The 22,399-nt window shown below is 47.2% G+C and carries 26 protein-coding genes and 2 pseudogenes; 4 read left to right on the top strand and 24 right to left on the bottom strand.

Annotated elements, in window-relative coordinates; all coding sequences use genetic code 11:
• Window positions 1–5: 5 nt before the first annotated feature.
• Window positions 6–557: a helix-turn-helix domain-containing protein gene (locus PGY33_RS04080; RefSeq protein ID WP_118478692.1), complete on the bottom strand. Its 552-nt coding sequence runs from the start codon at window positions 555–557 to the stop codon at window positions 6–8.
• Window positions 558–667: 110 nt separating this feature from the next.
• Here PGY33_RS04080 and PGY33_RS04075 point away from each other — a divergent pair, with 110 nt between their 5' ends.
• The 3 genes from PGY33_RS04075 (at window position 668) to PGY33_RS04065 (ending at window position 1,956) form a co-directional block, all read left to right on the top strand.
• On the top strand, window positions 668–904 hold the full coding sequence (locus PGY33_RS04075) for a helix-turn-helix domain-containing protein (RefSeq protein ID WP_118478690.1): 237 nt from the start codon (window positions 668–670) through the stop codon (window positions 902–904).
• Window positions 905–1,348: 444 nt separating this feature from the next.
• Window positions 1,349–1,750, top strand: coding sequence for a type II toxin-antitoxin system PemK/MazF family toxin (locus PGY33_RS04070; protein WP_118753572.1), 402 nt, complete (start codon window positions 1,349–1,351; stop codon window positions 1,748–1,750).
• A 5-nt stretch (window positions 1,751–1,755) separates the two neighbouring features.
• A complete protein-coding gene (locus PGY33_RS04065) occupies window positions 1,756–1,956 on the top strand; it encodes a helix-turn-helix domain-containing protein (protein ID WP_118478688.1) in 201 nt (66 codons plus the stop codon).
• A 122-nt stretch (window positions 1,957–2,078) separates the two neighbouring features.
• On the opposite strand, the pseudogene PGY33_RS04060 reads toward PGY33_RS04065, so the two are convergent.
• From PGY33_RS04060 to PGY33_RS04010, 11 genes and pseudogenes are all read right to left on the bottom strand, one after another.
• Window positions 2,079–2,603: pseudogene (locus PGY33_RS04060) on the bottom strand (IS3 family transposase); the annotation flags it as partial.
• A gap of 448 nt (window positions 2,604–3,051) precedes the next feature.
• Window positions 3,052–3,861 (bottom strand): relaxase/mobilization nuclease domain-containing protein, encoded by an 810-nt coding sequence (locus PGY33_RS04055; RefSeq protein ID WP_243038507.1) that lies wholly within the window; start codon window positions 3,859–3,861, stop codon window positions 3,052–3,054.
• Window positions 3,862–4,237: 376 nt separating this feature from the next.
• Window positions 4,238–4,489, bottom strand: a complete 252-nt coding sequence (locus PGY33_RS04050) for an MptD family putative ECF transporter S component (RefSeq protein ID WP_118360377.1) — start codon at window positions 4,487–4,489, stop codon at window positions 4,238–4,240.
• A gap of 43 nt (window positions 4,490–4,532) precedes the next feature.
• A complete protein-coding gene (locus PGY33_RS04045; RefSeq protein WP_442865562.1) occupies window positions 4,533–5,246 on the bottom strand; it encodes a succinate dehydrogenase/fumarate reductase iron-sulfur subunit in 714 nt (237 codons plus the stop codon).
• Window positions 5,243–6,787: an FAD-dependent oxidoreductase gene (locus tag PGY33_RS04040; protein ID WP_270477471.1), complete on the bottom strand. Its 1,545-nt coding sequence runs from the start codon at window positions 6,785–6,787 to the stop codon at window positions 5,243–5,245. The genes PGY33_RS04045 and PGY33_RS04040 overlap by 4 nt, the downstream gene beginning before the upstream one ends.
• Window positions 6,784–7,323: a pilus assembly protein PilX gene (locus PGY33_RS04035; RefSeq protein ID WP_118753594.1), complete on the bottom strand. Its 540-nt coding sequence runs from the start codon at window positions 7,321–7,323 to the stop codon at window positions 6,784–6,786. The genes PGY33_RS04040 and PGY33_RS04035 overlap by 4 nt, the downstream gene beginning before the upstream one ends.
• A 9-nt stretch (window positions 7,324–7,332) precedes the next feature.
• On the bottom strand, window positions 7,333–7,851 hold the full coding sequence (locus tag PGY33_RS04030) for a DUF6921 family protein (protein ID WP_118753575.1): 519 nt from the start codon (window positions 7,849–7,851) through the stop codon (window positions 7,333–7,335).
• Window positions 7,852–7,867: 16 nt separating this feature from the next.
• Window positions 7,868–10,220 (bottom strand): annotated as a pseudogene (locus PGY33_RS04025) (heavy metal translocating P-type ATPase).
• A 111-nt stretch (window positions 10,221–10,331) separates the two neighbouring features.
• Complete coding sequence (locus PGY33_RS04020) at window positions 10,332–10,562, bottom strand: hypothetical protein (protein ID WP_118360373.1); 231 nt, start codon at window positions 10,560–10,562, stop codon at window positions 10,332–10,334.
• Window positions 10,563–10,586: 24 nt separating this feature from the next.
• Window positions 10,587–10,877 carry a DUF4491 family protein gene (locus PGY33_RS04015; protein WP_015552777.1) on the bottom strand — a complete coding sequence of 97 codons (291 nt, stop codon included), beginning with the start codon at window positions 10,875–10,877 and terminating at the stop codon, window positions 10,587–10,589.
• 278 nt (window positions 10,878–11,155) lie between these two features.
• Window positions 11,156–11,515 carry an ArsR/SmtB family transcription factor gene (locus PGY33_RS04010; RefSeq protein WP_005330964.1) on the bottom strand — a complete coding sequence of 120 codons (360 nt, stop codon included), beginning with the start codon at window positions 11,513–11,515 and terminating at the stop codon, window positions 11,156–11,158.
• A 512-nt stretch (window positions 11,516–12,027) separates the two neighbouring features.
• Between PGY33_RS04010 and PGY33_RS04005 the strand changes: the two genes are divergently transcribed.
• On the top strand, window positions 12,028–13,356 hold the full coding sequence (locus PGY33_RS04005) for a threonine/serine ThrE exporter family protein (RefSeq protein WP_270477467.1): 1,329 nt from the start codon (window positions 12,028–12,030) through the stop codon (window positions 13,354–13,356).
• Window positions 13,357–13,422: 66 nt separating this feature from the next.
• Here PGY33_RS04005 and PGY33_RS04000 read toward each other — a convergent pair whose 3' ends face one another.
• The 12 genes from PGY33_RS04000 to PGY33_RS03945 all read right to left on the bottom strand — a co-directional run bounded on the left by PGY33_RS04000 (window position 13,423) and on the right by PGY33_RS03945 (window position 22,237).
• Entirely contained in the window at window positions 13,423–14,223 is an 801-nt protein-coding gene (locus PGY33_RS04000; protein WP_118564247.1) for a DUF4866 family protein, read from the bottom strand.
• 133 nt (window positions 14,224–14,356) lie between these two features.
• On the bottom strand, window positions 14,357–14,626 hold the full coding sequence (locus PGY33_RS03995; RefSeq protein ID WP_118753577.1) for a hypothetical protein: 270 nt from the start codon (window positions 14,624–14,626) through the stop codon (window positions 14,357–14,359).
• 269 nt (window positions 14,627–14,895) lie between these two features.
• On the bottom strand, window positions 14,896–15,294 hold the full coding sequence (locus tag PGY33_RS03990; RefSeq protein WP_199679708.1) for a plasmid mobilization protein: 399 nt from the start codon (window positions 15,292–15,294) through the stop codon (window positions 14,896–14,898).
• Between the two features lie 580 nt (window positions 15,295–15,874).
• The gene (locus tag PGY33_RS03985) at window positions 15,875–16,315 is read right to left on the bottom strand and encodes a GNAT family N-acetyltransferase (RefSeq protein ID WP_118753578.1); all 441 of its coding nucleotides are present in this window, start codon (window positions 16,313–16,315) and stop codon (window positions 15,875–15,877) included.
• A gap of 67 nt (window positions 16,316–16,382) precedes the next feature.
• Entirely contained in the window at window positions 16,383–16,580 is a 198-nt protein-coding gene (locus PGY33_RS03980; protein ID WP_118753579.1) for a helix-turn-helix domain-containing protein, read from the bottom strand.
• Window positions 16,573–16,995, bottom strand: coding sequence for an RNA polymerase sigma factor (locus PGY33_RS03975; RefSeq protein ID WP_118753580.1), 423 nt, complete (start codon window positions 16,993–16,995; stop codon window positions 16,573–16,575). Before PGY33_RS03975 ends, PGY33_RS03980 begins: the two co-directional genes overlap by 8 nt.
• A 114-nt stretch (window positions 16,996–17,109) precedes the next feature.
• Complete coding sequence (locus tag PGY33_RS03970; RefSeq protein ID WP_118753581.1) at window positions 17,110–18,465, bottom strand: MATE family efflux transporter; 1,356 nt, start codon at window positions 18,463–18,465, stop codon at window positions 17,110–17,112.
• A 22-nt stretch (window positions 18,466–18,487) separates the two neighbouring features.
• Window positions 18,488–19,120, bottom strand: coding sequence for an MATE family efflux transporter (locus tag PGY33_RS03965; protein WP_270477457.1), 633 nt, complete (start codon window positions 19,118–19,120; stop codon window positions 18,488–18,490).
• Window positions 19,121–19,195: 75 nt separating this feature from the next.
• Window positions 19,196–20,704, bottom strand: a complete 1,509-nt coding sequence (locus tag PGY33_RS03960; protein WP_015564339.1) for a recombinase family protein — start codon at window positions 20,702–20,704, stop codon at window positions 19,196–19,198.
• Between the two features lie 89 nt (window positions 20,705–20,793).
• Window positions 20,794–20,970 (bottom strand): hypothetical protein, encoded by a 177-nt coding sequence (locus PGY33_RS03955; RefSeq protein WP_015553872.1) that lies wholly within the window; start codon window positions 20,968–20,970, stop codon window positions 20,794–20,796.
• Window positions 20,971–21,103: 133 nt separating this feature from the next.
• The gene (locus tag PGY33_RS03950) at window positions 21,104–21,373 is read right to left on the bottom strand and encodes a hypothetical protein (RefSeq protein WP_015564338.1); all 270 of its coding nucleotides are present in this window, start codon (window positions 21,371–21,373) and stop codon (window positions 21,104–21,106) included.
• A 441-nt stretch (window positions 21,374–21,814) separates the two neighbouring features.
• On the bottom strand, window positions 21,815–22,237 hold the full coding sequence (locus PGY33_RS03945) for an RNA polymerase sigma factor (protein WP_015564337.1): 423 nt from the start codon (window positions 22,235–22,237) through the stop codon (window positions 21,815–21,817).
• Between the last annotated feature and the right edge of the window lie 162 nt (window positions 22,238–22,399).

Below are 22,399 nucleotides of genomic sequence, written 5' to 3'. Positions count from 1 at the left end.
TAAATTCACGAAAAGCGTTCTCCCCACACAACTGGCAGCAGCCACCATAAAGCCGCTTTATAGTCATCCAGCAAATTCTCAAGCGGTACCTCAAACAGCTCCGCCAGCTTCTCCATATGCTCCTTCGGATAAAAGTCCCGCCCTGCCTCTTCGCAATGGATGTAGGTACTGCGGTCAATACCCGCATAGTCCGCCGCGTCACGCTGGCGAAGTCCTTTTTGATAACGATACCACCGCAGCTTGTCCGCAATTTCCGTGATCTCGGATGCGTCCGAAAACCGCAGATTGAACTTCTCGGCATCCAAAAACTTATGTGGAAGGACGACCGGAAACTTGAGAATTTGAAGCGGCGCAACTTTTAACGTACCTGCAACATTCGCAGCCAATACATAGCTACGGACTTTCAGGCGGCAGAACATAGACCATTTTGCCCCAAAAGGTTCATGGTTTTCCACCTCAACCGCCGTTTGTTCTGCTGCGATAGTATAGCATTTACCATCCATCCGCACAAATAGCAGGCGAAGCAGATCTTCAGTGTTCAATTTTATATCGACCATATTTTCTACCAGCAAAGTTGCGCCAAAAATTCACTTTTCTTACCGCAAAACTGAATTGTTTAACTGAAAGGCTAAAACAGCCTTAAAATAAACAATTAGGAGTTTAACAAATGGACTATTTCGCTCAAATTGAACTCGGGCTGCGCATCAAAATGTTGCGTACGGAAAAAGGGTTAACCCAGGAAAAGCTAGCCGAAGCTTTAGGAGTCAGTCTCGAACATATTGGAAAAATTGAACGTGGGAAGCGTACACCATCTCTTGATCTGGTTATTGCCATGTCCAAGTTCTTCCATACAAGCACAGATTATATTCTTCTTGCCAATTGTAGAACAACTGAACTCGGGTAATCCGTACTCCCTGTACCTGTCGTTCTTTCTGTGATACATATAAAATTATTATGTAAGGATCATTAATCCTTACATGTTCTTTGACAAGTCAATATCAGTCAATCAAGTTCAGCATGTGATATGGAGGAACATCAGCGACAAACGCCACGATTGCCATTGGCAGGAGCGAAAATCGGCTGTAAGTTTCGGTTTGCTACTGAAATATACCTATGAAATATTGCAAAATAATGATACTTCTGCACGCAGCTCCGCGAGGACCGCGGAGGGGTGAAATTCCCATGAGATCGGTTATCGCAGCCGACCGCTTGATTGACTCCCTGTCGGCTTAATGCCGTTACTCTGAGGGGCGTTGAGACAAATACTCAGACAACATAAGCAATTGTAATGAAATTCACCGTGGGCGGGAACTTTCTCACCCACGTTACATAACAGGAGTGAAAATCTATGATTAACAAAAATTGGAGTTTTCGCAGAGGTGACATTTACCTTGCTGACCTCGGCGAGCATCATGGTCACATTCAAGGCGGAACTCGCCCTGTTGTAGTTATTCAAAACGATTACGGCAACCGTTTTTCTTCCACGTTGATCGTCGTTCCTCTTACGACTGAAATCAAAAAAACAGACATGCCAACACACTACGTCTTGCGGCATCAACGCGGTCTGGACAAGCCATGCATGGCCTTGGCCGAACAGATCCAGACAATACGTAAATCGCAAATCATCCGCTATTTGGGTCATGTTCGTTCCATCCACATGGCGTGTATCGACTTATGCCTCCGCGAGAGCATAGGCCTGCCGCCACAGCACATCATCCACGTTATCCCGTCCGACGCGCAAAAGGAGTGATTTTTATGCAAAATATCGATAGTATCCCTATCAGCACCGACAAGCGTTGCTATACGGTCGCTGAGTTGCAGAAAATGCTGGGCATTAGCCGTGGAAGCGTCTATCAGCTGCTGAAAACCGGTCAGTTCCACTGGTTTAAAATCGGCACCGCAATCCGCATTTCCAAATTCAGCTTTGACGAATGGCTTAATGGCCAATCCTGCTGATGTCAAGGATGTCGCTCAACTGTTCGACATCCTAACAATGTCGCTATACATCAACTAAAATATAGCCAGGTCAAATTGAAGTGACCCCAAAAAGTTAGACAAAAATTCAACGCAAAAATTGTTCAAGCAACCGAAAGGGCTTGCTGCCTGTGAATTGCAGGCGGCAGGCCCTTTAGTTTAGCTTTGATCCTGCGGTTGTTGTAGTAGTCCAGATACTCAATGAGCTCCTGTTTGAAGTGTTCCATGGATTGAAATTCTTGCAGATAGAGCAGCTCACTTTTGAGTATTCCAAAGAAATTTTCAATCACGGCATTGTCCAGGCAGTTTCCTTTGCGGCTCATGCTTTGCCGGATGCCCTTCTCCCGGAGCATGCGCTGGTACTGCTTGTGCTGATACTGCCAGCCCTGGTCAGAATGGAGAATGAGGTCTGTACCATCAGGAATCTTTGCAAACGCCTTGTCCAGCATGGTCGTCACCATGCTCAGTACCGGACGGTCTGAAATCGTGTAGCTGACGAGATCGCTGCTGTGCAGATCGAGAATCGGGGACAGATAGAGCTTTTCTCCAAACAGGCTGAACTCCGTCACATCCGTGACCCACTTCTGGTTCGGCTTGTCTGCATGAACCGCTTCCCGGTATCGTTCCGGCTTCTTGGCGGTTTTCAGCCCGTCATGGGCGGGCTTGGTTCTGCGGTAAACGCCGATCTGGTGTATGAGTTCCTTGTTGTCGGTGATTCTGGATTCCAGTTCTTTCAGCTTTTCCCCAGCAGCGTGCTGCCCGGAAATGGCGGCTTCCAAAGCTGCGTCCACTTCTTCGGGGCTGGTAAAAACATGCTCGGAAAGAAAATTCATGGTCTTTGCCATCTGTTTGAGGTTAAAGGTTTTCGCCCAACGCTCATAGCCGATACCCTTTCCCTCGGCTCGCTTGGCGGCTATATCCACAAGCCGCTGCGGGCTGTCAGGATTGGGAGTGATTTGGGCGGGTTTTATCCGCTGTATGCCCTTAGTAAGCTGCGGCTGGTGTTCCTGTCTGTCCTGCGTCTTTGCGGCTGCTCTATGGGTGTTCTGCTGGAAAACTGCAAGGACAGCGGCCTTGTCAGTCCGTCCCCAGCTTCCGAGCGGTGATGGGCTTTGTTCTGTCCGGCGTGAGATAGGACAGCCGCCCTCGGCTCTCCTTAACGGAAATCCCATAGTCCTGCATGAGAGCAGCGGAGAAATCCTCAAAGGATTTTGATTTTGACAACGCCGCCCGGATTGACTGCCGCAAGCGGTCTTTGTCGGTTTCAAACTTGGTCTGTCGGGGTGCTATACCCTCGGCAAGCAGGGCAGCATTTTCCTTGTCCAGTTTGACTTGCCCCTTGCGCTTCGCCCAGTATTCACGCTCGGTCACTTTGTTTCGGCTGCCGTTCAAGAGGTCGATCTGGTAAAGTCCCTCCCGGTGGCACATCTCCATGACTTCGCTGCGGAAATACCGCATGGCTGCTGCAGTGCAGCGGTGTTTGTCCCCGGCTCTGGTGTCGCTTGCCCTGTCCATGTAGGGCTTGTGCTCCACTTCGGCAATCCGCAGACTGTTGATGACAATATGCACATGGATATTGCCGCTGTGGTTGTGTCCGTCCGGGTGGGTGCAGACAAGGGCTTGGTGTCCGGGAAAATGCTCTTTGCAGTAGGCCAGCCCCAACGCCTGCGCCCGGTCAACGGTCAGGCCATTGTCGGTTGCGTCCCGTGGGTCAAAGCTGATGATATAGTGGTGGCTCTTAATGTCCTCCCGTTTGCTGTTCTTGCCGTACCGCAGATTTGCCCGTATGCAGGACAGGGCAAAATCCTCACCCCCACAATTCAGCGTGTCCAGCCGGTAGTCCTGCCGGGGAATGAGCCGCCCGGCTTCGTCAAGGGTGGGCTTCATGGTAAACTCGTCATGTTCAAAGGTCAGATAGGCTTCGGCGGCTCCATAGTCGGGAAATTATGACCTGAACGGACAAAGGTCTGCAAGCCCCTGTTGACCCTCTGCGGTCGCTCAACAGCGGTTAAATCGGCCTCGATTAAAAGTCTGCGATTCCTTGTTGTTTACAATCCTCTCACTGGCACACGCTTTGGCATACGCGGCATACACAGCGAAGTACCGCCTGCACTCACGCTTTGTTCGCATCTGTCTTCCTTTTACTCGTTCATTATATCACTTTTTCGGCGCTCTGCTACTTGAAATTTCAACTGTACCCATTCGCTCAAAATTCAAAAACCGCTTCCCGAACGCCTCAGCCTGCTTTTCCCAAAATCGCTGATTACTTATAATTCTTATATTCGACCCATTTCCGAACAATTCCCCCTAAAATAGAGCAAACACTCAAACTGACAAGCAGCAGATTTGCAAGTTCCCCAAAAGCCAGAAAAGCGACTGCAACAAACAGGTTCATTACAAGAACTACTCCTGTTTTTGGTATCTTTGCCACAGTATACATATACGGAATCCAGTCCATAATAAAACCGCTAACACACCGAAACAAAGGATATGTCTCTATTTTTGGTAAAACCATAGATGTAGGTTAATCATGTTTTTTTTAATCAGCATTTTGATACTCACTGTCTTCCCCAAATAGCTACCGAATTTGACCTCACGATCAATTCTTCGACAGGTAGACCAATCGGGCAAATGTTATGGCAAGCTAATGATTTCCCGCATCCCTCAAAATAATTTTCCTTATATTGAGTTGAAACATCGTTTCGATGGCTTATTTCCTGTTCTTCATTCAGAATCCGAAAAGCGTTGACCGCTGCAACCGCTCCAGCAAAAGTACCCTTTGAAGAAAAGTTTGGACAAACCTCAAGGCAGCACCCGCACATCAGGCAGCGTGCCGACTGGTATCTCGGTTCATGTGTCCACGAACTCATATAAGCTTCACTTTCAAGCCAAAGGTTCAGTTTTTTCAAATTTTCAAACAGATTTGACCGGTCAACGATCAAATCTCTTACAAGCGGAAATTTGCTTAAAGGTTCCAAGGTAATTGTAGAACCTTTTAACGTATGTAGAAATGTAGAGCATGCCAGCCTCGGACGTTCGTTAATCAGCATGGCGCAAGCCCCACATTTTCGCACCATACAGCTACATTCCCAGCTGATGGGAGTAACTATATTCCCTGAGTTATCTTTCAAAGGGGTTCTACTGTTCAATTCCTTTAGAACAGTAGCAACAGAGCTGTTTCTGCTTCCGTCAAACTCAAATTCCTGCCAATAACTGTCTGCTTTCTGACTCTCCTGCCGCCTGATTCTTATTTTATATACCAAGTGAATCACCTCCTTTCTGGAACAGGTACAAAGGAAATCTGTATCTGCTTTCCATCAAATCTGGCTACCGTTGTTTTAAGGTAATCATCGTCATTGCTCTTCGGATAATCCTCCCGCCAGTGTGCACCACGGCTTTCTTTTCTGGCAAGAGCACTCTTTAGAACTGCCATGCCAAGCAATGGAAGATTTCCTGTCAGCGCTTGTACCGTTTGAATCCCATTTAACAACGTATTCTCATTTCTGACAACGCCCATAGTCTCCTGCATCACTTTGTTTAATTGCTTTATTTCTGAAATTTGGGACGCTGGTGGAAAATCTATCTGTGTCGCACAAGATAGATCTACTACATCTGCCTGTTCGCATGCTGATTTTGCCGCAACACGTCCTCCGTATAACGCTCCTAACAGAGAATTTCCACCAAGACGGTTGGCACCATGATATTGGGCACAGCATTCTCCGGCAGCGTAAAGATTCTGAATCGGCGTTCTGTGCTGCTCATCCACCAGAATGCCTCCCATAAAATAGTGAATTCCCGGTAAAACAGACACCGGTTCCTTTCGTATACCTTTATGCAGATAGGTCATACAATCGTCTGCCAGACCAGATAGCTTATTTGAAATAATCTCGTCCGATATTTCCGTCATGTCAAGAAATACCTCTGATTCATGGCTAACCTTCCATATCTCTCTGGCGGTAATATCTCGTGGCATCAGATTTCCAAGCTCCGGGTATTTTTCCTCCATGAAATACCATTGTTTTCCATCTTTCATGGCAAACAACCTGCCACCTTCCCCTCTGGCCGCCTCGCTGATGAGCATGCGTTTTCCACCACATTTCACAGTTGTCGGATGATACTGGATCATCTCGCCATTTGCCAGAGGAACACCAAGCCGGAACAATTCTGCGGTGACTTCTCCTGTATTGCTCAGCGAACCCGTTGTATTTCCAAACAATCCGTGCATACCACCGGTGGCAACAATAACCGCATCCCCCGGTAATTCCACAGTCTCCTGACTGTATTCATCCCTGATTACGCAGCCACAACAAATATTGTCACAAAGACGAAGTGTTAGGAAAGAATGATGGCTGAACCGTTCTACCATACCAGATGCTTCTTTCCTGCGAACAGCGTCTATCATAGCTGTCATAATCTGCTTCCCGGTATCGCTCTGCGCAAAAGCAGTCCTTTTCTTTTTCTGCCCGCCAAAATTCCGCAGATCCACATCATCATAGCCGCTCATGTTAAATTGAACTCCAAGTTTTAACAGCCAGTGCACCAGCTCCGGTGCTGCCTGTGTCATTCCCCAAACTGCATTTGGGTCTGCCAGACCGCAAGCCGCCTTTATTGTATCTGTGAAATGTTCTTCGGGACTGTCGTTTTCATCTTTTGTATTCAAAGCTGCGTTGATACCGCCCTCCGCCATAACAGACTGTGCCCGCTCTGATGGAAAGGAGGAAACCAGTTTTACATTGCATCCATTTTCCGCTGCCTGCAAAGCCGCTGAAAGTCCTGCCAGTCCAGCACCTATAATAATAATTGTCTTACTCATAGATATTGCCACCCAATATAATAGAAAATAACTGCGCCCGCTATAAACAGAAGGAGCACCGAAAGAATCAAATAAATATCCCCCCTTCGTTCTTTATAACTGATGATTCCCAGCGATACGAGCAATGGGCGGATATTGATAAAAATATGAACAAAGATTGCCGCCACGAACAAAAGCTGAGTTACCATCTTTACCGTTGTAAAAGGGAACAAAATATATGTCCCATTCTGCACCTTTCCAAACAAGCCAATATGGAAGAACAGCAGGATCAGTATTGCCAGCCCACTGGCTCGTCTCGCCCAAAAGATATTGTTCTGCTTCAGATATTTTTGACCTGCTTGTTTAGCAGTTCGCAGGCTCCGAACCGTCAACAAAATGCCAATGGCGGTATGGACAACAAGAATCGCGACTCCAATCCAAGCAAGAACTTTCCCGGCGCTACTTCCTACCCCAACCAGCATAAAGCTGCCCATGATCCCATGAATCATAAAAATGAGAAGCATCAAAACAGACAAAAATGTATTCCATTTTCTCAAAAGACCCACTCACCTCATTTCTTCGCTGTCCATAATTATGTAGTCCATCTGCTCAAGCGTCGTAATATCCATGAAATTATCCGATGCCAAGAACACGTCATACTTTCCGCTTATCACTCTGGACAGCAGCATGTTGTTACTGTACTCCGTCAAATCCACGGAAAAACCGGCCTGTTCCAACCTGTCGCAGAGTTTCTTAGCATAACTGACAAGCGGATAATCCGTCTCAGATACATATAACCGAAAACTAATGTCCGTTTTCATGAGATCTGTTTCATTTGTTTCCGAATCGTCCAGTGCCAATTCTTTTAATTTATTCCGGGTGTTCTCGTTGTCGAGACCATCTGACATCATATTAATACCGAGAACATAAGAGCCTTCCAACTGTGCGGAGGCTTGAGCCGCCTTTTTTGACTTCGGTGTTGCTCCTGTGATTGCATCAATCATAGAGGGCGGTGAGTGCAAAAGTGCACCGAAACCTGCAAGAAAAACAATCGTAACAACTAACAGAATCAGTTTTCGTTTCACATTGCCACCTCGTTTCTTATTTTTTTAAAATCCTCATTGCGTTCAAGACGGCAATTATGGTAACGCCTACATCACCAAATACAGCTTCCCACATTCCCGCAATACCAAGAGCGCCAAGAATCAGGAACACACTCTTAATCCCAAGAGCAATCACTATATTCTGCATGACAATCTGTTTTGTCGCTTTTGCTACTTCAATCGCGTCCACCAGCTTAGACGGTTCATCTGTCATCAGAACTACATCTGCTGCTTCAATGGCCGCATCCGAACCAAGCCCACCCATTGCGATACCAACATCCGCACGAGCAAGGACAGGAGCGTCATTGATACCATCACCAACAAAAGCTAATTTGCTTCCCTGTCTCTTTTTACTGTCTAAAAGCTCAACCTTTTCCACTTTTTGATCAGGAAACAGTTGTGCATAATATTCATCCAACCGCAATTCTTCCGCAACAGCCTTTCCGATTTTTTCATCATCACCAGTAAGCATGACTGTTTTTTCCACACCGATATGTTTCAAATCAGAAATTGCTTTTTTGCTGTCCGGCTTTACTTCATCTGTTATCAAAATGCATCCGGCATATTGACCATCTACTGCTATATATACCTTTGTACCAACTTTTTCACAGACTGTGTACTCCACATGCTCTGAATCCATAAGTTTCGTATTGCCAGCATAAACTTTCTTCTTTCCTGCCATGGCACTGATTCCATATCCGGAAATTTCCTTGTAATCAGAGATAACTGATTGGTCAATTTCTTTTCCATAAGCAGAGAGAATGGATTTTGCAATAGGATGGTTAGAAAAGCTCTCTGCCTGGGTCGCATACTCCAGAACCTGTTCTTTTGAAAATCCATTTTCAGGCAGAATATCAGTCACATTGAAAACACCCTTTGTAAGTGTTCCAGTTTTATCGAACACAATAATGCTGACATTATTAAGCGCCTCTAAATAATTACTTCCTTTTACAAGAACACCTCGTTTAGATGCCGCACCAATACCTCCGAAGAAAGTCAGCGGGATTGAAATGACCAATGCACATGGGCAAGATACCACAAGGAAAACAAATCCTCTGCGAATCCACTCTGTCCAACATCCACCAAGAAGGATCGGTGGCAGAATTGCCAGAATAGCTGCTAAGATTACAACAACAGGAGTGTAATAACGTGCAAATGTAGTAATGAAATTTTCTGTTGGTGCTTTTCTACTGGACGCATTCTCCACAAGATCAATAATCTTTGAAGCAGTAGATTCACCAAATGCTTTCGTTGTCTTAATCGTTAAAACACCCGTCTGATTCATACAACCGGAAAGTGCTTCGTCTCCTTTATGAACGCTTCTCGGAACCGATTCTCCAGTTAAAGCCCTCGTATCCAGCATAGAATCTCCATCCAATACCACACCGTCTAATGGGATTTTTTCACCAGGCTTTACAATAATAATCTCACCAATGGCAACACTTTCAGGAGATATGGTAATCAATTCTCCGTTCCTTCTGACTGTAGCACAATCCGGACGTATATCCATTAAATCTGATATAGATTTTCTGGAACGCTCAACAGCCAACGACTGGAAAAATTCACCAACTTGATAGAACAGCATAACAGCAACTGCTTCCGGATATTCACCAATGACAAAAGCACCAATCGTAGAAACGCTCATCAGGAAATGTTCATCAAACACACGTCCCTTTGAAATATTCCTCACAGCTTGCCATACAACATCCCCGCCAAGAATAATATAGGAGACAATGAGAAAAACTAACTCGACAGGCAGTGGCACTTTCGCAAAAACAGTCAATGCCATACCAATGGCATAGATTGCTGCACCAGTCGCTAAACGAACTGTCAACTTCTTATCCTCATTGTTATAGGATTCATTGGCCTCCTGCTTTTTTCCGGTATATAAGATTCCTGTACAATTTCAGAAACTTCCACATCTGGCTCATGGCTATGAACAATCGTTTCAATCTGACTGGCTATCGTATCTGCGGCTGTCTGAGCAACATTGATTGTAAGCGTCTGCTTCATCAGATTTACCACTGAGGATTGCACTCCATCCAATTCTCCGACTTCTTTTTCAATTTTTGCGGAGCAGTTCGGACAGTCCAAGCCCTTTAACAAATAACTCTTTGTAACGGGGATAATTGTTTCTTCCTGAACCTCCACACCCGGCTCATGGCTGTAGACAATCGTTTCAATCTGACTGGCTATTGTATTTGCGACAGCTGGAGCAACATTGATTGTCAGCGTCTGCTTCATCAAATTTACAACTGAGGATTGTACTCCATCCAATTCTCCGACTTCTTTTCAATTTTTGCGGAACAATTTGGACAGTCCAACCCTTTTAATAGAAATATGCGTTTCATGATAATCTCCTTATAATTTGTTTAATTGTTCAATTACTCACTTAAACTTCCCACATAAATAGTGGGATTTGTACCTTGAAAACTCTATATTTCAGATCCTAAAAATACCACTTACGCCACCCGGAAGTCTTCACTTAGGGCGTTCTGCATGAATTCTGGCAGTCTGTTGAAGAAGTCGATATAGATTTTTTCAATCAGCTCGTCAGAAACGTGTAAGATTGCCTTGATAAACGCTCCATAGCAAGTACCTTGCCAGCCCCCAAGTGCTGCAACATGGTTTTGCAAGCAATAATCCGCAACGTTCGCTCCTCCAGTATTCACCTGTAATCTCCATACCGCCATCTTCTCATCTCCCCGCTTTCTTCTTTAGTGCTTATCCACCTTCCGCTTCGGGAACCATCCTTTTGCCACTCTTTTTTCCTGTTCTTTCAGTTCCTTAATGCTCCAAAAGCAACTGACGCCCAAAACACCCAGGGAAACCGACCAAAGTATTTCCTGCATTCTTACGGATAGAATCATACACAAAATGCCCACCAGCAAAAATACCGGCCAACAGCGGCTTCCAAAGTAATACTCCGCATATATAACAATAGGATGGAACAATCCAATCAGAAAAAAGGTAAGCACACCAATCAATATACCACTAAAATTCATCATAACTCCTTGTCCTTTTCCTTATACAAACAGCACATTATCGCAGACCGGCGCAACTTATCTTCTGCGTGCAACAGTCGCCCTCAACAACATATCCAATATGCGCAAAGAAGAAGTATTGCAATATAGAACTACAACCTTCCTCTTCTATATTTTTTAAATATCTGACACATTTTTACGGATTGCATTTTTTACACGGATCATAACCTGCAGCAATCAGCGCATCCCTACTCTATAATTTGTTTAATTGTTCAATTACTCAACTATAATATTAAAAAATATTATTTCTGCCAAAGATGCTCAAATCCCTTGTCAATAATCTCTTTCACATGATCATCTGCCAGCGAGTAGTAAACTATCTGTGCTTCTTTACGGAATTTTACCAGATTCGCAAGACGCAATGCCTTTAACTGGTGTGAGATTGCGGATTTCGTTACCCCCAGTAGCACAGCAAGATCACATACACACATCTCACTCTGTTCCAGAGCGTGTAAGATTTGTACTCTGGTACCATCTCCAAATAGCTTAAATAAAGATGCTAACTGGATATAATCATCTTTGGGTTGCATCTTGGATTTCACATCATTCACAATATCCTCATGAATTACATCGCAATTACAAATATAAGACGTTTTAGGCATACACTTACCTCGTATAATTTTAGTTGAATAGTTGTTCAACTAAAATTATATTCATTTATTTTTCTATGTCAATAAGATTAGTAAATATCTTCTTGGATTTTTGTTTTTAACTGCTTAATACTTTTATACCGCATCAAAGAATGTGTAGATGAGTTTGAATATAAATTCAAGGACTCCGAAACAGGAAAAATTAAAAAGTTCAAGATAACAGAAAAAAGGATTGTTACTTTTAATCCCAAACTGGCCAAGAAGCAGATATATGAGATTAATAAAGAAGTTGAAAAAGCAAAACTACTGAAAGCTTCACAGGCAAAGTGCTCAGAATACGGCGACTCTGCAAAATATGTGATTTTTACCACTACAGGTGAACAGCGAATAAGTTTGTAAGGCTAAATTCCACACCCAACAGGAATTTACTTTTACAAATAATTGAACAGACGTTTTCTACATTCATCTATTGACTTTACTGCACAGAACGACTACAATACAGCCATATAAGGAAGTGCGTTACTATGCCGCAAACTGCTTTTCGCCCCAACCACATGCACATTGCGTGGCACGATTACGCATCACATGATGCTACTCTACCGATCTCTGCCGCGCCTTTGCGCGAGAAGGCCTCCGTCATCGGCCGCACCGGCTTGATGCTGCTCTCATGCGGCACCGGTGCATGGCGTGTCCGCAGTTCGATGAACACGCTTGCGGAGGAGCTGGGGCTGGTCTGTGCAGCCGACATTGGCCTGACCTCAATCGAATACACCTGCTTTGACGGTGAACAGGCATTTTCGCAAACGCTCACGCTGACCAGCACAGGCGTCAACACCTCAAAGCTCAACCGACTCGAGCAGTTCGTCGCTGAGTTTGCCGACATCTGCTCCCGTATGACCGGCGAGCAGCTGCACACCCACCTTGACGAAATCGAGCAGGTGCACGGACTGTATTCGCCACTGATGCTCGGTCTGGCGGCTGCCCTCGCCTGCGGTGCATTTACGTTTCTGCTCGGCGGCGGCTGGGTCGAGATGATACTCGCATTCTTTGGCGCGGGTATCGGCAACGCCGTGCGCTGCAAGCTGTCCAAGCACCATCTGACGCTTGTGCTCTGCACGACTGTTTCGGTCGCAGCAGCCTGTCTGGTGTACGCGGGCTGTCTCAAGATTGCCGAGATGACCTGCGGCATCAATGTCCAGCACGAAGCCGGCTACATCTGCTCCATGCTATTCATCATTCCCGGATTTCCGTTCATCACCAGCGGCATCGACATGGCCAAGCTGGATATGCGGTCAGGTCTCGAACGGCTCAGCTACGCGGTAATGATCGTATTGATTGCCACGATGGCCGCATGGCTGATGGCGCTCGCGCTGCACCTCAAACCGGTAGATTTTCTGCCGCTGAACCTCAGCATGCTGCAGTATATCGTATTCCGCCTGCTCACCAGCTTCTGCGGTGTGTTCGGCTTTTCGATCATGTTCAACAGCCCGGTACCACTGGCGATGTCCGCCGCGGTTATCGGCGCAATATCCAACACGCTGCGTCTGGAGCTGGTTGACCTTGCATCTTTGCCGCCTGCGGCTGCCGCATTTTTCGCGGCCATGATCGCCGGACTGCTGGCTTCTGCGTACAAAAAGCACTCCGGTTTTCCGCGCATCGCGATTACAGTGCCATCTATTGTGATTATGGTGCCCGGCCTGTATCTCTACCGCGCAATTTACAATCTCGGTATGATGAACCTGAGCATTTCCGCTTCGTGGTTCGCGTCTGCCACATTGATCATTCTCGCGCTTCCGCTCGGACTGATCTTCGCCCGTATTATGACGGATAAGATGTTCCGTTACTGCACCTGATTTTCTGCAGACAAGCCAAAACCGCTGCTGTGAGTTTTCCTCATAGCAGCGGTTTTGTTATGCTTTTTACAGCGGCAGCGAGTCCTTGCCAGCCTGATGGATCATCTCCTCACGACAGCGCAGCACAATGCCGTCCACCTGCTCGAGATGGTGCAGGATGTTATGTTCAAACTCCTTAAGCGGCAGCAGAACGCCCAGTTCATCGTGGCTTTTCTGCAACTTGTAGCCGGTGTCCTGACCGTAGAATACCATCGCGGTCGGACACCTCTGCTGGATTTCATTGAATGCGTCCCAGACGATGTTGTACGCCTGTGCTTCGGTCAGACCCTGCTCGACCGTATCCGGCAGCGCGTACAGCGTCAGCACGCCGCGGCGGGACGGCGAATACATCTCCCGCACCTGCATGTCCTTGGTGTACTTGTGGCGCAGATGACTGCCATCGGCCAGGTAGAGCGCCGCACGCGGTACAGACAGGTGCTGACGGTAAATATCGTGGAACTTGCGCAGCTCTCGTGCCGAGACGGCATTGCGGTATTCCTCGCGCACCTCACCGTTCGCATCGGTCAGCAGTCTGGGATTCCCGCCGTTTTTGCCATGAAAGCGATACGGAATAAGATAAGCTGTACGCAGCAGATCGAACATCGTGTTATTGCATAGCGCAATCGTCAGCGCGGAAATATCGCGGTTCTCGTAAGCCTGCAAAAGCGCTTTCGCAAAGCTGCACTCTGCACCGCCGCCATCCTCAAACGATGCATTCTCCTGCTCCATGCAGAAGGTTTCGTACAACTGCTGCTCTGCACCCGGATTGCTCAGAATTCTGTGGAACAGTGCTTCGGCGTGTTCCTCTCTTGGAAAAAGTGATGTCATGATAATTCCTCCTCATGCACTGTCAAGAGCTTGCTTTTTTGCAATACAAGCATAGCCCTGTTTATCTCGTATGTCAATCGTATTTTTCAAATTATAACGTAACCGTCAAACCTCCCGCATCTCCTGTGGCCAACTATAATGTATGCCGTAACATATGACATGTGATCGGGGAAAGGGGATTTTCCTCTCGGCCTTCTTGTTCTGCCTCGGCGTGTTCCTCCTGATTGTATTTCGCCGTAATTCTTTTAAGCTGACGGTTGATGCGATGATTCGAGTAAACGCGACCATACAGATCACGAAAGACGAAATTCGTATAGCCATCAACGACAATCTGATTATCTGCATTGAAATCATTTCTTCTTTCATACAGCGCCAGCAGCGTGTCCCTCACTTCTGTCAGCATGGGGATTTCCCGCTTTCCCGTATTACTTTTCGGCACCCAAAATCAGTTATAAACACAAAAACCGCCGCACCAGATTACTCTGATGCGGCGGTAAAACTTTTGCAAATGTGTGATTTTTGGGGCATTCTGCAGACTTCGACACAGATTGGCATATGCTTGGCACACGTTGGCATACAGCCCAGCTTTTCTGTATCATAATCATGCAGAAAACCCTGCAAACACGGCAAACTTTCGAACTTTTTAGTCCAAAGGCTTCATCGTCGGCATTTTTAGAGCTGATATGCTTGAATGTTGCCAACAGCGTCCCCTACCTTTCGCAAGACTTCAAACTTCAAGGCAGCAAGGTCAGAAATGGCGGCGCGGACTTCAACGGACAGGGCGTTATATGGTGTGCCGTACTCATTGAGGGCGCGGGCGATCTGATTGAGGTTGCCGCCGATTTTTCCGTATTCAGCGGTCAGCCTGCCAACGGCGGACAACAGTTCATCATTGACCGAGGAAACGGTAACGATGGGGCGAATGGTCGCCCGTGTAATGGCTTGCCGGATAAATTCGGCTTGGCTCATGTCATAGTGTTTCAGCCTCTCGGTAAAGTCGGCGTATTCTTCCTCGGTCATGCGGGTTTTGACCACATGACTGCGGTGGGGCGTGTTGTATTTTTTCTTCAAGCATTGACCTCCTTTCTCGCCCGACAGGGCGCATGAGCAGGGTTTTGGGAAGGCACTCCCCAACAAGATTTACCAAAGGGGCAAAACCGCAGATATGCGAATTTTGGCACCGTGGTAGAATCTTGCTCTCCGTGACTGCAAACTCCGGCGTGTATCGGGTTTCTCATTTTCCGCTAATATAACGCTCGAAAAGGGCTTTCCTGCCCGCTTTCACCAAAGTTACTCTGGGCATTAGGTTTTCTACACACTGCACTACTAACAATTCGGGGAAGATGATTTCTGCCCGCTGTTTGCAGCGAGAGATGGCGGGCAGTTTTCCTCGTTCACTCCCTACAACACCATTTTTTGAAATTTGCCAAATGAAGCAGGGATTCTTCTCTTTGCTCTCCACTACGGATAAAACGCCAAAAATGCCAAACACCAATGCAAAAAAAGTCCGCCCTCACTTACTACTACAATCGGCAGGGGGCAAAATGACCGGGAGCGGGGCCAGACAACAAAAAAGCAGTAAATCTTTTTCAAGACTTACTGCTTTCGATGACTGCCGATGGATGGCCGGTATTCACTTTTGATAGATTATTTAAAGGCTCATATACAGCAGAGGATAGGGGTTCCCCTGTTCATCAAGGCCTGTCCTCTTGTAAACATGGAAGCCCATGTGTTCATAAAATCCCTTAGCCTGCGGGTTCTGCTCATTGACCGCCAACCGTTCAACAGAATAGCTTTCAATCCCATATTCGATTAGGCGTTTGCCGAGCCCTTTTCCCCGCTCTTCCGGGGAGATAAACAGCATCTCCAGCGTGCTGTCCTCAATCCCCATAAAGGCCACGGCGCGGCCCGCTTCACCTGCGGCAATCATCAAATGTGCAATCCCATTCAACGCCTGCGGGACATACTCTTTGATATTTTTGATTTCTCTATCTGACAGAAACAGGTGGGTAGCCCTTACAGACTTTTCCCATACTTTCAACAGTTGATTTATTAAATCCGGCGTCCTGTCCGCCACTTCTAATATCTTCATATCCGCCTCAATGTGTTCAGAAATTTATCAAAACCAATTTACCACATTTACAATGTGAAGTCTATGCTCAACGGTCATAGCGAAACTTGAACAGTGCAGCGATTAGCTGCTGCTTCACATAGTCCTCCACCTCGGCATTGACCTGTCCGTTCACCTTGGAGAAAGAGCGGATATATCCCGCATAATGGGATAGGACGGCGGCAACAGCTTCCGGGTCGCCCTCACACGCTTTGATAATAGTTTCGTAAGGGAGAAGTTTACTCATGGCGGTATCTCTCCATTTCCTCCCGCAGTTTCCGCAAGGCAATCTGGATATGCCGCCCTGCTGTGCTGCGTGACCGGCCAATACACGCGCCGATCACGCGCTGCGACTGATGCAGAAAATAATAGCGCAGGATTTCTTCCCGTGCCTGCTCCGGCAAAACAGGAATCGCGTTGGCAAGGGAGGCGTTGCTCAATAGGACGGTCTGACCGCAGACGGTAAGGGGGTGTTCTTCGTCCGGCTCCGGTTCGGCAAATTGGATAAACTTCTCATTTGTTAGATAATCAAGGGAAATTTCCCGTTCCCATTTCTGCCGCAGCCGTATGATTTTCCCGATGGCGGCATAGCGAATGACAGCTTTACAAAAGGCGTTGTGCTTGCACCGGATATACTCTTGATAGGCGTCAATCTCGGTCATGGAAATTCCCCCTTTCTGAATAATGGCAGAGGGCGGCAGCACTCCGTGCTGTCGCCCCTTGATTGCCTATCTGCAAAGGCAGACGGGGCTGTCAACGGCGGCGCAAAGCAACGTTCATTTTACTGTTGACTGGCTCAGCTGGCTTTGTACTATTGCCTTGTAGTAAACACAAATAGAAATGATTGCAGTAATCGCTTCCGTGATCCAAAACGCATTCCAGACGCCAACCGCTCCGAAAAACCTGCTGAGTAAAAACGCAGCCGGGATGATGACCACTACATACCGGCAAAGGGAAATCAGTAAGGAGGGAGTTCCTTTCCCAAGTCCCTCCAATGCGCCGGAAGATGTAACAGAAACCGCCGAGACGATAAACCCGGCCCCGATGATGCGTAAGGCGGTTTCCCCGGCCTGAATCGTCGCTTCTGTGTGGGTAAACAGCCCCATCAACTGTCCGGGGATCAGCAGACATATTACTGTCCCAAACACCATAATGATACCACTCATGCACAAAACGATCTTAAAGATCTGGCTGACCCGTTGGTGTTCCCCCGCGCCGTAGTTATAGCCGATCAGGGGGCGCATCCCCTGCACAATGCCATTCGCTGGAAGATAGACAAATGTCTGCAATTTGTAATAGATTCCCAAAACCAGAATATACACTTCGGAATATGCCGCCAAAATCGCATTGAGCGCCGAAATCAAAAGAGACGGAAGCGCGAGATTCAGGGTTGCGGGAATGCCAATGGAGTACAGCTTTATTACCATCTTTTTGCTGGGGAGAATGTACTGCCTGCGGATATGCACGCGAATTGGCCGCACAAGATAGACTACAAGGTAAATCGTCAGCGTCAGAACCTGTCCGATGCCGGTCGCCAGCGCAGCGCCTTTGATTCCCATTTCCGGGAATGGGCCATAGCCAAAAATCAGAACGGGATCTAAGACAATGTTTGTGATGCACCCACACATCAGGCTTATCATGGTCGTTTTCATGTTTCCTACTGCCTGGAACAATTTCTCAAACGCCATGCTGACGGTAACAATGAGTGTAAAAGCGAACGCAATAACAGAATAGCGGACGCCAAGTTCAATCACTGTCTTGGATGAAGTGAACATCCGCAGAAAAACCGGCATGATTGTAATACAGCAGACTGTCATAACAACGCCATGAATCACGGCAAGCACAAGTCCCTGCGTGGCTGCCTGATCCGCTTTTCTGTGATCCCCCGCGCCCAGATAGAAGGCGATCGCTGCATTGATGCCAACGCCAAATCCAATTCCGGCAGCATTGATAAAATTTTGAACCGGGTAAACCAACGATAATGCCGTCATAGCCTCCTCGCTGATCTGTGCGACGAAAAAACTGTCCACAATGTTGTAGAGGGAATTGACCAGCATGGATAACACCATAGGCAATGACATGGATAAAATCAACGGTAATACCGGTTTCTCTTTCATGAAAGTGTCGTTCATCATTTTTCCTCCCTGGAACACGTTATGAGATATTTTTGCGGCGATGCCATGCCATCATCACAAGAGCAACGAGCAAAGTGGCAGTTTCGGCAACCGGAAATGCAAGCCAGATTCCGTTCAGATGGAACAATTTGTCCAGACACCATAGGGCGGGAACAAGGAAAAGCATCTGCCTGCATAATTGAATTGCCATGCTGGAACCTACTTTTTCCGTAGCCTGAAAATAGGTGGAAATCATAGTAGAGAGACCGCAAAACAGATAGCTTGCCGCCATAATCCGCATAGCGGATATTCCAAAGGAGCGCATGGTTTCCGACGCCGTAAACAATCCCAAAATCTGTGCTGGAAAAAGGATGACGGCCAATGTCCCCAGTATCATCATACCAGTGACCAAAGCGGTTCCGTATCGGAAAGCGGAATGTAGCCGTTCGCTGTTGCCTGCGCCGTAGTTAAACCGCATAATAGGCAAACAGCCTTGAATCAAGCCGTTTACCGTCATAACAATCAGCTGCTGCACCTTAAAATATGCGCCGAAGAAAGCGATCGCCGTATCGGAATACGCCACCAAAAACAGATTGACAAAGGTCACCATAAACGAACTGAGGGCGTTCATAATAAAAGATGGCAGGCCAAAGGCAAAAATACGGCGGATCATCTGCTTTTGCAAACATCGGTGTACAAGGGGTACAAACAAGATAAAATAGAAATGAGGGGCGATAGAGCGGAAATGTCAGATTTTCCACTCTATCTGAACACGGTCGCTGGTGGCCTTGATCGTAGAGATCAAACCATCGGCGGCTTTTCTTTTGTCGTCAAAATCTATGCTCTCCCAGTTGTCGAGATAATAGGATAACTTCTTTATCTGCTGGGGCGATATGGTTTCAACGCTCAATTCGGCGATTGCCTTTGAAATGGTCTGGCGTCGGGTGTCCAGTTCTTCAATTTTTTTGTTAGCGTAGGCAAGCAAGGTCGCATTGGCTCCGGTCAGTGTGTCCAGCAGCTTTTCAATTTCTGCCTCCACCTGTGCCAGCTCTACTTGATAGGCTGTCAGCTTCGGATTGACCTTTTCCTCTTTGCCGTGGAGTATCTGAAAATCTTTGAACTTCTCCTGCATGGCCGAGAAAATGAATTGCTCAAATTCTTCTTTGCGAATTTTCCCGCAGCCTGGACAGCCTTTGTTTTCCGTCCGTTTGGTACAGCGGAAATATCCGGTGCTGTTTGGTACATGGGTGGCTTTCAGAGCATACCCACAATGACCGCATTTGATTTTTCCGGCCAGCCAAGTATTTTTCGGTTTCCGTCCCTGCTGGAAGGTGGTATTTGCCATAAGTTTTTTCCGGCATTTCAGCCATGTGTCAGAGGAAATGAGTGCTTCGTGGGGAGCGATAACAAGTATCTGGTCTTTTAAGCACCTGTCCTTGTCCTCTTTCACATCCCGCCCCTGATAGAGATAGCAGCCGTTTGTTCCAGCAAAGTCAGAAGCGTCATTCACAATCGCTGCACCCTGGCTCTTGAAAAATTCGTACAGTTCCAAATCGGCCTGTGCGTAAACGGGGTTTCTTAAAAGCTGGGAAAGAAATGTACGGAACATGGATTTGCCATAAATTTTTATGTCATGTTCCTCGAAGTATCGGGTAATATCTCCGAAGGAGGTTTCCGGTTCAGCGTACATTTCAAACATCAGCCGAACATGGTCGGCGGCTACGGGGTCGGCAACCATTTTCTTTGTGCGGATACCCTCTACCACAGTAGGCTCTAACTGATAACCGTATGGCGCCTGCCCGCTCATGTGGAAGCCTTTTAGGCACCGGGAATAGTAGGCGTCTGTGACACGCTTCTGAATTGTCTCACGTTCAAGCTGGGCGAATACAATGCAGATATTCAGCATGGCCCGGCCCATCGGGGTCGAAGTATCAAACTTTTCCGTGGAGGATACAAACTCCACATCGTACTCTTGAAACAGCTCCATCATCGTTGCAAAGTCCAGAATAGAGCGGCTTATACGGTCCAGCTTGTACACGATGACCCGCCGAACCTTTCCCTTGCGGATCTCGCCCAGCAGCTTTTGAAACTCCGGTCTGTCCGTATTCTTACCGGAATACCCTTTGTCCTTGAATACCCGGCAGCTCCCGCCTTTCAATTCATACTTGCAAAAGTCGATCTGACTTTCAATGCTGATACTGTCCTTGCGGTCTACTGACTGTCTTGCGTAAATACAATCTTCTCTGATAAATTCCATATTGGGCTCCTTTCCTTGTTGGAATGGAGCTACCAACCTTACAACTATATTATACCATCAGCAGCCCCGGACAACAATGTTGCGAATGATTAGGGAAATCTGTCCCCATATTTACTGAACACCTCGTAAAGACAACGCTCAATTTCTTTTTTGCGCTGTTCTTTCTCCTTCGGGGGAAGTACCGGCGTGAGGCTTTCCAGCACAATGATCTTCCCTTGAAATGCGACAGACTTTGTTTCTCGTTCATAAGTGACAGCTTGCGTCATTGAAAACCTCCTTTGCGAAAGTGCGTGTATATGCCAGCCTTTCCCACTTGTCCCGTGGGGAAACGTCAAAAGACGGCACCCAGCAGGTGCCGCCCTTTGAGCTTTCTCCACTTCGGGTCAATGTGGCCCGAGGTCAGTAAGGACTGGAAAGGTACTTTTCTTTGGCGTCCTCCACGCTGTTGAGGTCGAATACTTCATAAAGCTGCCCCACAACACGCCGTATATCCTTCTTCGAAAATCCGCAGTCCTCCATTGCCATAATGACATAACCACGGCAGGCGTCATTGCTCCATTCGTCCGGTTCCAAGCCGGGGATCATTCCAAACGCATTTCCCATAAAGTGCTCCTTTTTTGAAAAGATGGGGAGCCACGCCGGATTGGTTGGCCTATCATCAGACAGCATTGCCGGGGGCTCCCCATAGGTTTTCACTTCATTTCAGACACACCGGACGGGCATAGGCTTCATGCCCCATAGTATTTCAACTCTCCCCATTCTGATGGCAAGGCGTTCTCATTGCCTGCGACGGCTCACGGCTTGCAAGGCCGCTTCAACGCTCGGACTGTGACTAAACGCAAGTATCCGGGTTCTGCGCCTGTTCCGGTGGAGCCAGCCTTGCCCCACCTATGGCATGGACCTGTTCGCTCGCTCAGTTTTACAAAGACTGTATTCTCTGAAATCCGAGGTCATGGCGGGTCTGTCACACAGCGCGTTCCCCTTCGTATCCGGGTGTCTTTTTATTCAATTTTCAATCTGCATGAGGCTTGTCTGAACCTCGGGCCATTGTGACCCGAAGTGTTTTGCCTCTCATAAGCCATTTCATTTTCCGGCCTAAATCGGTACGCCTTACAAAGAATTTTTCAAAATTTTTTCTAAGCGCCGCAGACCTCGCTCGATTGCGACACGAACCACTTTTTCATGGACGCCCTCTGCCCGGGCAATGTCCTGTTTGGTCATGCCGAGAATGAAATGAGCATAAATCCGTTTTGCCTGTTTGTCCGGCAAACTGGAAATCGCTGCGTGAAGCTCCTGCATGGTCACTTTCCGCTCATACAGTTCATGGGGCGATAAGGCGACAAAGACAGCTTCGTGCTCCAGCCCGTCGTCCCGATCAAGGGAATAGTAGGCTTTGTGGCGGTATGTACGCAGCCGATAAGCAGCCTCTTTACGCTCAAACTCTTTGAACATTTCTGCAACTTCTTCCGATACTTCCATGAAGCAATCCGATGTATAAAATGGGTAATAGTCCCGCAAATTGATAATAGCCATATTGACCTCCGTTTCGGTTGTTGGTTGACGAGTGACCGAAACGAAGGCGGCGGGGAGCGGCACCGGGGAATGACTTCGGGCCAACATGACCCGAAGCTAACGCATAAGAACGCAAAAGCGCCCGGGCGGCATGAAGCCACACGGACGCATGAAATGACATAA

It is taken from the genome of Butyricicoccus sp. AF18-9LB (genome assembly GCF_027684505.1).
GTDB classification, from domain to species: Bacteria; Bacillota; Clostridia; order Oscillospirales; family Butyricicoccaceae; genus Agathobaculum; species Agathobaculum butyriciproducens.
The sequence above is the reverse complement of the archived record's forward strand: the minus strand, read 5'-3'. Positions and strand labels throughout refer to the sequence as shown.

Excerpts from the sequence above, each read along its gene's own strand:
- PGY33_RS03950 (WP_015564338.1), bottom strand. The coding sequence starts at position 21,373 with ATGCTGTCTGATGATAGGCCAACCAATCCGGCGTGGCTCCCCATCTTT.
- PGY33_RS04040 (WP_270477471.1), bottom strand. The coding sequence starts at position 6,787 with ATGAGTAAGACAATTATTATTATAGGTGCTGGACTGGCAGGACTTTCA.
- PGY33_RS04015 (WP_015552777.1), bottom strand. The coding sequence starts at position 10,877 with ATGATGAATTTTAGTGGTATATTGATTGGTGTGCTTACCTTTTTTCTG.
- PGY33_RS03980 (WP_118753579.1), bottom strand. The coding sequence starts at position 16,580 with ATGAGTAAACTTCTCCCTTACGAAACTATTATCAAAGCGTGTGAGGGC.
- PGY33_RS03960 (WP_015564339.1), bottom strand. The coding sequence starts at position 20,704 with ATGGAATTTATCAGAGAAGATTGTATTTACGCAAGACAGTCAGTAGAC.
- PGY33_RS04050 (WP_118360377.1), bottom strand. The coding sequence starts at position 4,489 with ATGGTTTTACCAAAAATAGAGACATATCCTTTGTTTCGGTGTGTTAGC.
- PGY33_RS03965 (WP_270477457.1), bottom strand. The coding sequence starts at position 19,120 with ATGATCCGCCGTATTTTTGCCTTTGGCCTGCCATCTTTTATTATGAAC.
- PGY33_RS03975 (WP_118753580.1), bottom strand. The coding sequence starts at position 16,995 with ATGACCGAGATTGACGCCTATCAAGAGTATATCCGGTGCAAGCACAAC.
- PGY33_RS03995 (WP_118753577.1), bottom strand. The coding sequence starts at position 14,626 with ATGCTGACAGAAGTGAGGGACACGCTGCTGGCGCTGTATGAAAGAAGA.
- PGY33_RS04075 (WP_118478690.1), top strand. The coding sequence starts at position 668 with ATGGACTATTTCGCTCAAATTGAACTCGGGCTGCGCATCAAAATGTTG.
- PGY33_RS03945 (WP_015564337.1), bottom strand. The coding sequence starts at position 22,237 with ATGGCTATTATCAATTTGCGGGACTATTACCCATTTTATACATCGGAT.
- PGY33_RS04000 (WP_118564247.1), bottom strand. The coding sequence starts at position 14,223 with ATGACATCACTTTTTCCAAGAGAGGAACACGCCGAAGCACTGTTCCAC.
- PGY33_RS04065 (WP_118478688.1), top strand. The coding sequence starts at position 1,756 with ATGCAAAATATCGATAGTATCCCTATCAGCACCGACAAGCGTTGCTAT.
- PGY33_RS03985 (WP_118753578.1), bottom strand. The coding sequence starts at position 16,315 with ATGAAGATATTAGAAGTGGCGGACAGGACGCCGGATTTAATAAATCAA.
- PGY33_RS04080 (WP_118478692.1), bottom strand. The coding sequence starts at position 557 with ATGGTCGATATAAAATTGAACACTGAAGATCTGCTTCGCCTGCTATTT.
- PGY33_RS03970 (WP_118753581.1), bottom strand. The coding sequence starts at position 18,465 with ATGAACGACACTTTCATGAAAGAGAAACCGGTATTACCGTTGATTTTA.
- PGY33_RS04010 (WP_005330964.1), bottom strand. The coding sequence starts at position 11,515 with ATGCCTAAAACGTCTTATATTTGTAATTGCGATGTAATTCATGAGGAT.
- PGY33_RS04070 (WP_118753572.1), top strand. The coding sequence starts at position 1,349 with ATGATTAACAAAAATTGGAGTTTTCGCAGAGGTGACATTTACCTTGCT.
- PGY33_RS04020 (WP_118360373.1), bottom strand. The coding sequence starts at position 10,562 with ATGGCGGTATGGAGATTACAGGTGAATACTGGAGGAGCGAACGTTGCG.
- PGY33_RS04055 (WP_243038507.1), bottom strand. The coding sequence starts at position 3,861 with ATGAAGCCCACCCTTGACGAAGCCGGGCGGCTCATTCCCCGGCAGGAC.
- PGY33_RS03955 (WP_015553872.1), bottom strand. The coding sequence starts at position 20,970 with ATGACGCAAGCTGTCACTTATGAACGAGAAACAAAGTCTGTCGCATTT.
- PGY33_RS04005 (WP_270477467.1), top strand. The coding sequence starts at position 12,028 with ATGCCGCAAACTGCTTTTCGCCCCAACCACATGCACATTGCGTGGCAC.